We start from the raw sequence: 12,703 nt of genomic DNA on the forward strand, positions 1-12,703 counted from the left end.
TACATCAGGCCACGCGCACCGACAACTCGCCCAGGCGCTCCACGCCCACCGCCATCAGGTCGCCCGGCTTGACGGCGCCCACGCCTTCGGGCGTGCCGGTGTAGATCAGGTCGCCCGGTTCCAGGCGGAAGAACTTCGACAGGTCCGCCACGGTTTCGGCCACCGACCAGATCAGGTGGGTCACGTCGCTGCGCTGCTTGTCCGCGCCGTTCACGGTCAGCCAGATCGCGCCCTGCTCGAAATGGCCCACGTCGCCGGCCGGGTGGATCGGGCCGATCGGCGCGGACACGTCGAAGGCCTTGCCGATTTCCCACGGGCGGCCCATCTCGCGCATCTTCATCTGCAGGTCGCGGCGGGTCATGTCCAGGCCCACGGCGTAGCCCCACACATGCTCCAGCGCCTGTTCCAGCGCGATGTCGGAGCCGCCCTTGCCGATCGCCACCACCAGCTCGGCCTCATAGTGGAAGTTGGCGGTCTGGGCGGGGTACGGCAGCGTCAGCGTCTCGCCGTAGGCCACGGGCACCACGGCATCGGCCGGCTTGCAGAAGAAGAACGGCGGCTCGCGGTCCGGATCGAAACCCATTTCACGGGCATGGGCGGCGTAGTTGCGGCCGACGCAGTAGACGCGGCGCACGGGAAACTGATCCTGGCTGCCGACGACCGGAATGGCGACGGTGGCGGGCGGGGTGACAACGAACGACATGCGGAACCTCATGGATAAATGGAAAACGGGAGGGCGTGCCGGCAGGCGCGCGCGGCTCAGGCGCGGCGCCTTGCCTTGCCTGCCGGAAAGCGTGAGATCAGCTGCGCTCTTCGCGCAGCAGGTTGAGCGCGGACAGCACCGGGCGGTCCGAATAGCTGAACAACACCGTATCGTCCAGCGAGGCCAGTTGCACCGGCGCCCATGAGGGCACCACGAAGGTGTCGCGCGGCTCGAACTGGAACTGCGCATCGCCGATGCGCACGGTGCCGCGCCCTTCCACCACGGAATACACGGTGGCATCGGTGCTGCGGTAGGTCTTGCCCTGGAAACCCGCCGGCAGGTACTGCATGAAGGTCGCCATGGTTGGCATCGGCCAGCCGCCGGTGGCGGGATTCACATAACGCAGCTTCACGCCGTCCCAGGCGTCCAGCTCGCCATTGCGGTAAAGCTGGTCGAGCGCCTCGCGGCTGCGGGCATAGGGATAGCTGAAGATCGGCGAAGTCGGATCGGTCACGCGGTGGCGCACCGGCAGCATGTTGTGGCCGAAGCGCGCGAAGCTGTCGCCCTCGGGGCGCAGCACGGGCTGCGAAGCCTCCGGGTAGTTCTCGGCAAAGCCGGCATCCAGGTGCACCAGCAGCGGGATGTCCAGTCCGTCGAGCCAGACCACCGGCTCGCCGCCGTCTTCCAGCGAAGGATTGCCATGGTCGTGCCAGGTCCACGACGGCGTGATGATGAAGTCACCGGGTTGCATGGTGGTGCGCTCGCCGTTGACGGCGGTCCAGGCGCCGCGGCCTTCCACGATGAAGCGCAACGCGGACTGCGTATGCCGGTGGCTGGGCGCGATCTCGCCGGGCAGGATCAGCTGCAGGCCGGCATAGAGGGTAGAAGTGATGCTCGACTTGCCTGGCAGGCCCGGGTTTTCCAGCACCAGCACGCGGCGCACCGCCTCGGCCGCGCTGATGACATTGCCCGCCTGCATCACCAGCGGGCGCACCTCGGCGTACTTCCAGATGGCAGGCTGCGCCTGCGGGCGCGGCTGCGGCGGCACCAGGGCGTGCAGGGATTCCCACAGCGGCGTCATCTGGTTGCGGCCGATGCGGTCGTAGTAGGCCGCGCGCTCTGCATTCCTGTTTGCGTCTGACATGGTTGTCTCCGGATCCTGCGCCGTGGTCCGGCGAGGTGCAGCCGCGGGTGAATGGAAGGATGCGGGCTGCGATGACGTATTTATACTTCCGGAGATATACCCTGTAAAATAATCAATTCCTCTTATCCATATTCCAATGGATATACCTCAAAGGGATAACCCTTATGGATTGGACCCAGCGCCTCCGTCTGCGCAACCTTCAGATGCTGCTCAGCCTGGCCCAGACCGGCAATATGAGCCAGACCGCCGTGGCGCTCAGCACCACGCAGCCGGCCTTGTCGAAGTGGCTCAAGGAACTGGAGGACGACATCGGGCTGCCATTGTTCGAGCGCCATGCGCGGGGCCTGCGGCCAACGCCCTACGGCGAGTCGATGATCGCGCATGCCCGGCGCATCGAAGCGCACCTGGACACCGCCCGCGACGACATGCTGGCCATGCGCGAAGGCGGCAGCGGGCTGGTGGTGCTCGGTACCTCGGGCGCGTCGGCCGCCGATACCGTGCCGCTGGCCGTCACCGCACTGCTGCAACGCCTGCCCAGGGCACGAGTGCGGCTGGTCGAAAGCACCATGAACCTGCTGATGGCGCAGCTCGCGCGCGGCGAGGTCGACATCGTGGTGGGGCGTTCCGCGCCGGAACTGCAGGACGGCCATATGCGCACCGAAGCGCTATACATGGAGCCGATCCACTTCGTGACGCGCCCGCGCCATCCGCTGTTCGAACTGGCGGAGCCCGGCTGGAGCGATGTGCAGGCCTACCGCTGGATCATCTGGCCGCGCGGCACGCCAATCCGCAATACGCTGGAATCCGCCCTGAACGCCGCCGGCAAGAGCATGCCGGCCGACTGCGTGGAATCGAACTCGGTCATCCTGAACCTGACCCTGCTCAACCACAGCAATATGATCGGCGTGGCCTCCCATCGCACCGCGCGGCGGCTGGAACAGCTGGGCGCGCTGCGCATCCTGCCGCTGCGCCTCGCCGGGTTCGGCTCCGTGTCGATGTACTGGCGTGAAGATGGCTTCGGCAGGATTGCCGTCAGTGCCGCCCTGGACGCGTTGCGCCGGGTCGCGGCGCGCTCCGCCCTGGATGCTCCGGACGAGGAGGAAAGAAGCGTATGAGTCGCTTTTCGCCGCGCCGCGATTAGCGGTTTTCCTCCATTTTTTCCGCACATTGCTGCGGTGCACCGGCGCCGGAAAAACGGCCACATCCGCCAGCCCGCCCCAGTGCTGGCCTGGCGGACGCCTCGCCAGCCAAGGTGGCAAGTGCGTCATAATTTCTTGCAGTGCAATATATCGTTTCGCCTGCTTGTCATGACAAGCTTTCGGGCTCAGTGTATGGGGCGTACAGCAGGAGTCCGTCATGAACGCCACCAATCTCGCCTGGCACTACACCACGGGGAGCCATCTACCGACGATCGCCCAGTCCCAAGGGCTGATCCCGACCGCCTTGCCGGTGTCCGCCGGCGCCGCCAAGGTGCTGTGGTTCTCGCGCCGGCAACAATGGGATCCGTCCGCGGCCAAGACCGAATGGAAGCGCCGCGACATGTTCCGCCACCGCCCGCAGGCCGGCCTGCGCGCGCAGGCTCCCCTGTTCCGCTTCGGCCTGCCGCGCAACGACACCCGCCTGCTGCCGTGGCCGGCCATCACCCGCGTGGCAGGCATCGATGTGCCCGAAGCCATGGTCATGGTGACCAAGGGGCTGCGCGCCGGCGCGAACCCGACCGACTGGCTGGGAACGATGTCCGCCATCCCGCTGGCCGACCTGCATTTCCAGGCCTGGGACGGCAAGCAGTGGCAGGACGCCAGCCTGCATGAGCATGAACTGGCGGCGCGCCACGGCGATGCCGCCGCGCCGGCCGCATCGCCGGGCGTGCCGGGCGTCGCGGCCCGCAGGGGCGCGGCACACGATCTGCATTGAGCACGGCCGCGGCACCAGCCGACGAGCACGCTGGCGATGGCGCAGGAGATTCCGGCCGCGGACGCGGAACTGCCGCAGCGGCGCCCGGGCCATTCAAGCCATTCAAGCCATTCAGGCCGTCTTGCCCCGGCTCGCCAGGTGACGCCCCGCGTCCGGCGCAAGGCGGACATAGCCGATCAACGACACCAGCGTCAGGACCCCCGCGAACAGGAAGGCCCAGCGGAAATCGCCGAGGGTGAAATGCGGCATATCGGCCTGGCCGCTCTCCCCGCGCATCGACGCCGCCACGCGCAGCGACAGCGAGCCGAACGCGATGCCCAGGCCGATCGTCATCTGCTGGGCGGCGTTCCACAGCGTGTTGGCGCTGCTCATCTGCGGCTGCGGGATATCGGCATAGGCCAGCGTGGCGAGTGTGGAAAACTGCATCGAGCGCGTCACGCCGTAGACGAACACCACCAGCAGGACCACGGCCAGCGGCGTTGCGGGGGTGAGCAGGCCGCACGCGACGATAAACAGGCTGGCGAAAGCCACGTCCACGATCGCCGTGGTGCGGAAACCGTAGCGGTGCAGCACGCGCGTGGTCAGCGCCTTCATGCCGAGGTTGCCCAGCGCACTGGCCAGCAGCAGCAGGCCCGAGCGGAACGCCGACAGCCCGAAGCCGATCTGGAACAGCAGCGGCATCAGGTACGGCACCGCGCCGATGCCCACCCGCGTGACCGAACCGGTGAGCACCGTGACCGAGAACGTCGGCACGCGCAGCGTGGTGAAGTCGAGCAGCGGATGCGGGTGGCCCGCCGCGTGGCGCACGGCCAGCACGCCCAGCACCAGCCCCGCGGCCACGAAGCCGCCTGCCGTCGCCAGGCTGGAGCCTTGCTGGCTGGCCAGCTCGGTGCCGTACAGGACGAAGGTCAGCGTGGCGCCGCTGAGCAGGAAACCGACCACATCGAGCGGCCTGGGCTCGGTCTCGCGCACGTTGCGGATCATCATCAGCGTGGCGACCAGCGCCGCGATGCCGAACGGCACATTGAGCAGGAAGATCCAGCGCCAGGACGCGTAGGTCGTGATGAAGCCACCGATGGGCGGCCCCACCACCGGCGCCACGATGGCCGGCCAGGTGATGGTGGAGATGGCCTTGATAAGGTGGCGCTTGTCCGTATTGCGCACCACGATCAGGCGCCCCACCGGTACCATCATCGCCCCGCCGATGCCCTGCAGCACGCGCGCCGCGGTGAATTCGGCGAGCCCGCTGGACGCGCCGCACAGCACCGACGCCACCGTGAACACCACGATCGCGGCGCCGAACACGGTCCTGGAGCCAAAGCGGTCGGCCACCCAGCCGCTGACCGGGATAAACACCGCCAGCGCCAGCATGTAGGAAGTCATGCCCAGGCTGAGGTCGTTCGGCCCGACCCCGAACGAGTGTGCCATCTGTGGCAAGGCCGTGGCCAGCACGGTGGTGTCCAGGTACTCCATGAAAAAGGTAGCGGCGACGAGATACGGCAGGAATCTCATCGAGGACTGGCTTTGCGTGGTTTCCATTGACGGGCGTGCGTGGAGCGGCGCGATGCCGTCCGGGGCGGAGGATTGGCAGTCTCGGGAAGCGCACCGGGGCCGGCGCGCCGGGGCAAAAGCGCCATCATACCGGGCATCGCCATTTGCCGTTGCGCCCCGGGCACCCCGCCCTGCCGCGCGCTCAGCCCCGCGGGCGCACCGGATCCACGTGCGTCATCACGTCCAGCACGTCGGTCACCTGCATGGCGCGCCGGCGCGCTTCCACCGCGATGCGGTGGCCCGCCTCCACCGTGATCGCGCCGTCGATCTCCAGATGCACGTCGGCCAGGATGAAGTCGCCCATCTTGCGCGTGCGCAGATCGTGCAGGCCTTGCACGCCGGGGGTGGCGGCCATGGCCTGGCGGATGGCTTCCACGGTCTGCGCGTCGACGGCGCCGTCCATCAGGTCATGCAGCGCCGACCACGAGAAGCGCCAGCCCATCTTGCTCACCATCAGGCCGACCACCAGCGCCGCGATCGGATCCAGCATGTGCATGCCCAGCATATTGCCGCCGACCCCCAGCGCCACCACCAGCGAAGACGCCGCGTCCGAGCGCGCGTGCCAGGCATTGGCCACCAGCATGCCCGAGCGCACGCGCTGCGCCACCGCCAGCATGTAGCGGAACAGCAGTTCCTTGGCCACCAGCGCGCCCAGCGCCACCCACAGGGCAATGCCCTTGACCGCCTGCAGCAATTCGGGATGCTCGAGCTTCTGCACCGCCGTCCACAGCATGCCGACGCCCACGGCCAGCAACAGCACGCCGATGGCCAGCGAGGCGGCCGTTTCGAAACGCTGGTGGCCATACTGGTGATCGGCATCCGCGCCCTTGCGGCTATGGTGGCTGGCGAACAGCACCACGAAGTCCGAGACCAGGTCCGACAAGGAATGCACGGCGTCGGCGATCAGCGCCTGCGAGCCAGCGACCAGCCCGGCCACCATCTGGGTGCAGGACAGCAGGATATTCACCCCGACGCTGACCCAGGTGCTGCGGCGCGCCGCCGCCGACTTGGCGGGCGTGTCGGGGGCGTCTTTCTCGTTGATTGCGTGGGCTTCGGCCTTCATGCGTTCCATGTCTTCAGTGCGTGCCGCGGTTTGCCTGCGTCCCCGGCGCGCGGGTCCGCCCGAGCCGTTCCAGCCATTCGAACAAGACCATGCCCGCCAGCATGGCCAGCACGAAAACCATGCCCTGCCACACGCCGGAGCCCAGCAGCACCAGCGCCGGGCCCGGGCAGATGCCCGCCAGTCCCCAGCCGATGCCGAACAGCAGGCTGCCGGCGAGCAGGCGCCGGTCGATCTGGCGCGTGGCGGGCAGCTGCATGGGCAGCCCAAGCCATGACGCGCTGCGCCGCCGCGCCAGCGCGAACGCCGCCAGGCCGACCGCGACGGCGCCGCCCATCACCAGTGCCAGCGAGGGATCCCAGGCCCCCGCCAGATCGAGAAAGCCAAGCACCTTGGCCGGATTCGCCATGCCGGCCAGGATCAGCCCGAAGCCGAACACCAGGCCGGCCAGCAGCGCAGACAGCAAGGGCGCGACACGGCGAACCAGAGGGAATGGGGAAGCACGTACTGTCATCTCAGCCGCCCCACAGGTGGCGAACGCCATAGACAGTGGCGAAGCCGGCCGCCATGAACGCCAGCGTGGCCACCAGTGAACGCGGCGACAGCCGGGACAGTCCGCACACGCCATGCCCGCTGGTGCAGCCCGCGCCGTAGCGGGTGCCCACGCCGACCAGCAGGCCGGCCACGACCAGCACCCCGGTGCCCGCCTCGACGTGGATCCCGGGCAGGGCCGCGAACAAGCGCCAGGCCAGGGGCGCGCCGAGCAGGCCCGCCACGAAAGCCAGCCGCCACGCCACCTCCCGCCGCGCGGGGCGCAGCAGCCCGCCCACGATGCCGCTGATGCCGGCGATGCGTCCGTTGCACAGGACAAGGAGGGCCGCGGCCAGCCCGATCAGCAAGCCGCCGGCCAGCGCGGGCAGCGGCGTGAAATGCGCCCAGTCGATAGTCATGGTGAGCCCTTGGTGGTCCAGTCAGTGCGACATGAATACGGGGATGTCGGCCTGCCGCATCAGCGTGCGCGTCGTGCCGCCGGTGACCAGCTCGCGCAGCCGCGCGTGGCCGTAGCCGCCTGCGACCAGCAGGTCGGCCTGCAGGGTGCCCACCGCCTCCAGCAACAGCGGCCCGGGCCGCTGGCTGCCGCTCACGGCATGCACCGAGGCGGCGATGCCGTGCCGCGCCAGGTGCGCGCACAATGCTTCGGCGGTGGCGGGCGGCTGGAGCACGCCGGCGTCCGCGCCAGTGGCCGATACCACGGTCACGCGCGCGGCCTCGCGCAGCAGCGGCATGGCGTCGGCCACCGCGCGGGCCGCTTCCCGGCCACCATCCCAGGCGATCGCGATGTGCCCGCAGGACAGGCTGCGCACGCCGGGCGGCACCAGCAGCACCGGCCTGCCCGCTTCCAGCATCACGTATTCGGCGGTCTGCGCCACCAGCACGGGCAGCGCTTCCGGGCCCGCCAGCCGGGCCAGCACGATCAGGTCGGCCAGCCGGCCTTCCCTGGCCAGCGCCCAGCCCGTGTCTTCCTCGACGACGCGGTGGGCGCAGCTCACCGCGGGCGCCGTCTCCTGCATGACGCGGTGGAAGTCGGCACCGGCGGCGGCACCCTGCGCCAGCAACTGGCGCCTCGCCAGCTCGGCATAGCGGCCAGCATCATCGCCGGCGCCGCGGAACGGCTCGAGCCGCATGCCGGTCGCGGTCAGGCCGGTCACATGCGCCGCGCTGCGCTGCGCCAGCCCGGCCGCCAGCCGCACGCGATCGGCGCAGCCGGGGTCCGGGCCAAGTTCGACCAGCAGGCTCTTGTATTCCATCATGTCGGTGGCTCCGGGCGGAAGACGGTTGGCGGTTGACGGTTGACGGCTGCGAAACGCGCCGCGGCCAGGGGCAACGCGGCGTGCACTGCCGGGACTCGCCGCAATTATGCCAAGGCCAGGCGCCGCGTGGCAGGCCATTCGCCACCTGCCGGCCCAGACCGGCCCGCACCGTGCCGGGCCGGGCCGGGCCAGCGCCGAAAAAATAACTTCAGGTTCCAGCCCCGGATGCCGATAGCTGTCCCAGAGCCGAGTCATTGTCCCGCGAGGCCAAGCCGGGGCGGGCAGGCATTATCGGTCGTTAGCGACGCATACTCACTCATGTCAGACAGAGACAAAGCGCTCAGCATAGCCGACCCACATCAGCTGTTCCGCAACTCGCTCGAGCAGGCCACCGACGCTGTCTTCGTCCTGAACGCAGACAACCATGTGCTCTTCCTCAACGCTGCGGCGGAAGCGCTCTATGGCGCGAGCCGCAAGCAGGTCGTTGGCATGGATGCCGCGACGGTGGTGCAGCGGCTGCCCGCCGGCGCCGCGCCCGGCGCGCACCCGGGGCCGGCCGGCGAGCACGGCGAGCCCCTGCCGGCGGTGCAGATCCTGCGCGCGGATGGCCAGGTGCGCTTTGGCTTCGTCGCGGAATCGAGCACCACGCTGGGCGATGTCACCCTGCGCACGCTGCTGGTCAAGGTGGCCGGCGGCGCCGGCGCACGCCGCGAAGACCATCCGGTGCTGTCCGTGATCGCCGACGAGATCGACAGCGCGGTCCTGGTGGTGGATGCCGACTGGCGCATCGTCTATGTCAACGCCGGCCTGACGCGCATGCTCGGCTACGCGCCGCACGACATGGTAGGCAGGATGCCCTGCGAGGTCCTGGCCGGCGAATTCACCAATATGGCCGCCATGCAGCGCCTGCAGGCCAACCGTCCCACGCCGGGCGTGGAACGCCACGAGGCCCTGATCTACGCGAGCTGCGGCAGCCCGCTGTGGGTATCGGCCACCGTGCGGCATCTGGTCAGCACCGCGGGCCAGCACCACCACGGCATCGTCATCCTGTCCGACATCACGCAGAAAAAGACCTACGAGCTGCTCCAGCGCAAGGTGCTGCACGCCATGGTGATGGAACAGCCCCTGCCGGCCGTGCTGGAGCTGATCTGCCAGGAGGTGCAGCGCGTGGCGCCTTCGGTGATCGCCACGGTGCTGCGCGTGGATAGCGAACGGCGCCTGCGCCCGCTGGCGGCGCCGGCACTGCCGCCCGAGTATGCGGCCGTGCTCGACGGGCTGCGCATCGGCCCGCAGGTGGGCTCCTGCGGCACCGCCGCCTGGCTGGGCGAGGCGGTGGTGGCCAGCGATATCTCCACCGATCCGCGCTGGGTGGATTATCGCCACCTGGCCTTGCCGCTCGGCCTGGCGGCCTGCTGGTCGTACCCGATCAAGGCCGGCGACGGCCGCGTGCTTGCTACCCTGGCCTTCTATTTCCGCAGCGTGCGCGCGCCCGACGCCTTCCACCAGCAGGTGGTGGAGGTGTGCGCTTCGCTGTGCAAGCTGGCTTTCGAGCGCGACGACGCCGCCGAACGGATCCAGCAGCTTGACCAGTACGACTCCCTCACCGGCCTGCCCAACCGCAGCCTGCTGCAGCGCCAGGCCGGCAAGCTGCTGCTGGCCACGCGCCAGGCTGGCGCGGCGCTCAGCGTGCTGTTCGTCGACCTGGACCGCTTCAAGTACATCAACGACTCGCTCGGCCACAGCGGCGGCGACAAGATGCTGCGCGAGGTGGCCAAGCGCCTGACCGCCCATGCCGGCGAGAGCGCGCTGGTGGCGCGCCTGTCGGGCGACGAATTTGCCCTGGTGCTGCCGGAATCCGACCGCACCAAGACCATCGCCACGGGCCAGCGCCTGCTGGCCGCGCTGCGCCTGCCGCTGCGCATCGACCATGCCAGCATCGCCCCCTCGGCCAGCATCGGCATCAGCCTGTTCCCGTCGGACGGCGACACGCTGGACTACCTGCTGCATTGCGCCGAGATGGCCATGTACGACGCCAAGGCAGCCGGGCGCAATCTGTTCCGCTTTTTCAGCATCGAGATGAACTGGGCCGCGCAGGAGCGCCTGGCCCTGGAGTCGGCCCTGCGCGAAGCGCTGCTGGGCAACGAGCTGCACCTGAATTTCCAGCCACAGGTATTCCTCAGCGACGGCCGGCTGTATGGGCTCGAAGTGCTGGTGCGATGGCACCACCCGCATTTCGGCAAGGTCCCGCCCGACCGCTTCGTGCCGCTGGCCGAAGACAGCGGCCTGATCGGCACGCTGGACCGCTGGGTGCTCGAGCGCGCCTGCGCGCAGATGGCCGCCTGGCGCCGCGACGGCATCCCGGTGCCGACCATCTCCGTGAATATCTCCCCGGCCAGCTTCCGCGACCCGGCGCTGGCCGGCCATGTCGCCGAGACGCTGTCGCGGCACGGCCTGCCCGCCCAAGCGCTGGTGCTGGAGATGACCGAAGGCCTGCTGATGGAAGACGATGCCGGCATCGCCGCCACCGTGGCCGCCATCCACGCGCAGGGCGTGCGCCTGTCGATGGACGACTTCGGCACCGGCTACTCGAGCCTGGGCTACCTGCGCCAGCTACCGGTGCACCAGCTCAAGCTCGACAAGAGCTTCGTGATCGACCTGGAGAGCGACGCCGCCGCGCGCGAGCTGGCCAGCGCCGTGATCCGCATTGGCGACAGCCTGAAGCTCGCGGTGGTCGCCGAAGGCGTGGAGAACGAGGCCCAGCGCCAGTTCCTGCTCGCGCAGGGCTGCCACATGGGCCAGGGCTACCTGTTCTCGCGTCCGCTGGACGCCGGCGCGGTAGCGCAATGGATCAACACGCCGCGGCCGCTGGAGCGCCCCGCGCCACCRCCCGGCCATTCGCTGCGATAGGCGCCGCACCCGGCGGCGGCGGCCCGAGGGCCGGGGCCTGCGCGCGCGGGGCCTACTTCGCCGCCGGGCGCTTTTCCAGCAGCGGCTGGCTCACGCCCTGCACGCCCACCAGGCCAAGCACGGTGGTGAGCCCGACCTGGGCGCCTTCCCAGGCGTTGGCCGGGTCATACCATTCGTCGCGCGCGTGGAAACCGCCGGTCTTGCCGCCGCTGCCGATGATGATGGCCGGAATGCCGAGCGCCATCGGCACGTTGGCGTCGGTGCTGCCGCCGCGCAGGCTGGGCTTGCCCTTGCCGTAGCCGTCGATGGCGCGCACCGCGGCCTGCACGATCACCGCGTCGGGCGGCGTGCGGCCGGCCGGGCGGTCACCGATCTGGCGCACCTGGTAGGTGATCTGGCTGCCGGCGTGGGCCGGGTGCCAGCGCCGGTTTTCCTCGGCCACGCCGGCATCGATCGCCGCCATGATCTGCTTTTCCGTCTCGAGCAGCGMCGGCGTGGCGTTGGAGCGGATATCCACGGCCATGCGCGCATCGCCGGCAATCGCGTTGACCGACGTGCCGCCGCCTACGGTGCCCACGGTGAAGGTGGTCTTGGGATCCTCGGGCGGACGTACGTCGCTCACCTTGGCGATCGCGCGGCCCATCGCATGGATGGCGCTGGGCAGGCCGAACGCGCCGAAGCTGTGGCCACCGGGGCCGCGGAAGGTCACTTCGTAACGGTGGCTGCCGGTGCCCAGCGCCAGCACGCGGTCGCCCTCGCCCGGCTCCATCCCGACCATGCCGTCGATCTCCGGATGATCGCGGAACACCGCCTTCATGCCACGCAGGTTGCCCAGCTCTTCCTCGCCCACATTGCCCACGAAGACCAGGTCGCCGACGGTGCGGACATTGTTGTCGTTGAGCACCTTCAGCCACGACAGCAGCACGGTCAGGCCGCGCGTGTCGTCCGAGATGCCGGGCGCGTACAGGCGGCCGCCGCGCGGCTTGACGGTGACGTCGGTGCCCTCGGGGAACACGGTGTCGAGGTGGGCGGAGATCAGCAGCACGGGGCCGTTGCCGCTGCCCTTGCGGGTCCCGATGGCGTTGCCTTCGGCGTCGAGATGGGCGTCGGCCAGCCCCAGCGCCTTGAGGCGGCCCAGGAAATATTCGGCGCGGGCGCGCTCCTTGAAAGGCGGCGCGGGGATCTCGGTCAGGGCCTTGAGGTCGCCCAGCGAGCGCGCATCGTCCGCCTTCACATCGGCCAGGACCTTCTTGAACAATGGATCGGCTTCCAGGCTGGCGTAGGCGCGGTCCACCGCGGGCGACACCGCCGGCACCGGAATGGTCTGCGCGAAGGCCGGCGTGGCGGCCAGCACCAGCGCCGCGAGGGTCAGCGAGAACGGGCGGGACGCGATGGCATCGGGTTGGGGGCGTGCTTGCATGTTGTGGCAATGGCTCCGGTGACGTTGGGTCGATGGGCTGAGATGGGGGCGCGCGCGCACGACGCGGGCCAGGCGAGGCGCCGCCGCGTGCGGGCGAACCGCCATTCTGCCAGCGGATGGCCTCCGGCGTGGCGTATCGGGCATGCCGGCGCAAGGCCCGGGGTGGATTACCATCTGAGGCAAACGCCCACGG

The 12,703-nt window shown here is 69.6% G+C and carries 11 protein-coding genes; 3 read left to right on the top strand and 8 right to left on the bottom strand.

Annotated elements, in window-relative coordinates:
* Nucleotides 1-4: 4 nt before the first annotated feature.
* Complete coding sequence (locus tag AC1DK4_RS17720; RefSeq protein ID WP_441620284.1) at nt 5-703, bottom strand: fumarylacetoacetate hydrolase family protein; 699 nt, start codon at nt 701-703, stop codon at nt 5-7.
* Nucleotides 704-800: 97 nt separating this feature from the next.
* Complete coding sequence (gtdA, locus tag AC1DK4_RS17725; RefSeq protein WP_441620286.1) at nt 801-1,847, bottom strand: gentisate 1,2-dioxygenase; 1,047 nt, start codon at nt 1,845-1,847, stop codon at nt 801-803.
* Nucleotides 1,848-2,011: 164 nt separating this feature from the next.
* Here gtdA and AC1DK4_RS17730 point away from each other — a divergent pair, with 164 nt between their 5' ends.
* Entirely contained in the window at nt 2,012-2,962 is a 951-nt protein-coding gene (locus tag AC1DK4_RS17730) for a LysR substrate-binding domain-containing protein (protein WP_441620288.1), read from the top strand.
* A gap of 241 nt (nt 2,963-3,203) precedes the next feature.
* Nucleotides 3,204-3,761, top strand: a complete 558-nt coding sequence (locus AC1DK4_RS17735) for a hypothetical protein (RefSeq protein ID WP_441620290.1) — start codon at nt 3,204-3,206, stop codon at nt 3,759-3,761.
* 111 nt (nt 3,762-3,872) lie between these two features.
* On the opposite strand, the gene AC1DK4_RS17740 is transcribed toward AC1DK4_RS17735, so the two are convergent.
* The 5 genes from AC1DK4_RS17740 to AC1DK4_RS17760 all read right to left on the bottom strand — a co-directional run bounded on the left by AC1DK4_RS17740 (nt 3,873) and on the right by AC1DK4_RS17760 (nt 8,183).
* Nucleotides 3,873-5,300, bottom strand: coding sequence for an MFS transporter (locus AC1DK4_RS17740; protein ID WP_441620291.1), 1,428 nt, complete (start codon nt 5,298-5,300; stop codon nt 3,873-3,875).
* A gap of 154 nt (nt 5,301-5,454) precedes the next feature.
* Nucleotides 5,455-6,375 (bottom strand): cation diffusion facilitator family transporter, encoded by a 921-nt coding sequence (locus AC1DK4_RS17745; protein WP_441620344.1) that lies wholly within the window; start codon nt 6,373-6,375, stop codon nt 5,455-5,457.
* A gap of 13 nt (nt 6,376-6,388) precedes the next feature.
* Nucleotides 6,389-6,886, bottom strand: coding sequence for a DUF6691 family protein (locus AC1DK4_RS17750; protein ID WP_441620293.1), 498 nt, complete (start codon nt 6,884-6,886; stop codon nt 6,389-6,391).
* A gap of 1 nt (nt 6,887) precedes the next feature.
* Nucleotides 6,888-7,322, bottom strand: coding sequence for a YeeE/YedE family protein (locus tag AC1DK4_RS17755; RefSeq protein WP_441620295.1), 435 nt, complete (start codon nt 7,320-7,322; stop codon nt 6,888-6,890).
* 21 nt (nt 7,323-7,343) lie between these two features.
* Nucleotides 7,344-8,183, bottom strand: coding sequence for a universal stress protein (locus AC1DK4_RS17760; protein ID WP_441620297.1), 840 nt, complete (start codon nt 8,181-8,183; stop codon nt 7,344-7,346).
* A 318-nt stretch (nt 8,184-8,501) separates the two neighbouring features.
* On the opposite strand from AC1DK4_RS17760, the gene AC1DK4_RS17765 reads away from it, so the two are divergent.
* Nucleotides 8,502-11,090, top strand: coding sequence for an EAL domain-containing protein (locus AC1DK4_RS17765; protein WP_441620299.1), 2,589 nt, complete (start codon nt 8,502-8,504; stop codon nt 11,088-11,090).
* A 52-nt stretch (nt 11,091-11,142) separates the two neighbouring features.
* Here the strand turns inward: AC1DK4_RS17765 and AC1DK4_RS17770 are convergent, their stop codons facing one another.
* The gene (locus AC1DK4_RS17770) at nt 11,143-12,510 is read right to left on the bottom strand and encodes a M20/M25/M40 family metallo-hydrolase (RefSeq protein WP_477131670.1); all 1,368 of its coding nucleotides are present in this window, start codon (nt 12,508-12,510) and stop codon (nt 11,143-11,145) included.
* Between the last annotated feature and the right edge of the window lie 193 nt (nt 12,511-12,703).

The organism is Cupriavidus sp. 05N38, from assembly GCF_056397345.1.

Coding starts and splice junctions, on each gene's coding strand:
- AC1DK4_RS17720 (WP_441620284.1), bottom strand. CDS start 703: ATGTCGTTCGTTGTCACCCCGCCCGCCACCGTCGCCATTCCGGTCGTC.
- gtdA (WP_441620286.1), bottom strand. CDS start 1,847: ATGTCAGACGCAAACAGGAATGCAGAGCGCGCGGCCTACTACGACCGC.
- AC1DK4_RS17730 (WP_441620288.1), top strand. CDS start 2,012: ATGGATTGGACCCAGCGCCTCCGTCTGCGCAACCTTCAGATGCTGCTC.
- AC1DK4_RS17735 (WP_441620290.1), top strand. CDS start 3,204: ATGAACGCCACCAATCTCGCCTGGCACTACACCACGGGGAGCCATCTA.
- AC1DK4_RS17740 (WP_441620291.1), bottom strand. CDS start 5,300: ATGGAAACCACGCAAAGCCAGTCCTCGATGAGATTCCTGCCGTATCTC.
- AC1DK4_RS17745 (WP_441620344.1), bottom strand. CDS start 6,375: ATGAAGGCCGAAGCCCACGCAATCAACGAGAAAGACGCCCCCGACACG.
- AC1DK4_RS17750 (WP_441620293.1), bottom strand. CDS start 6,886: ATGACAGTACGTGCTTCCCCATTCCCTCTGGTTCGCCGTGTCGCGCCC.
- AC1DK4_RS17755 (WP_441620295.1), bottom strand. CDS start 7,322: ATGACTATCGACTGGGCGCATTTCACGCCGCTGCCCGCGCTGGCCGGC.
- AC1DK4_RS17760 (WP_441620297.1), bottom strand. CDS start 8,183: ATGATGGAATACAAGAGCCTGCTGGTCGAACTTGGCCCGGACCCCGGC.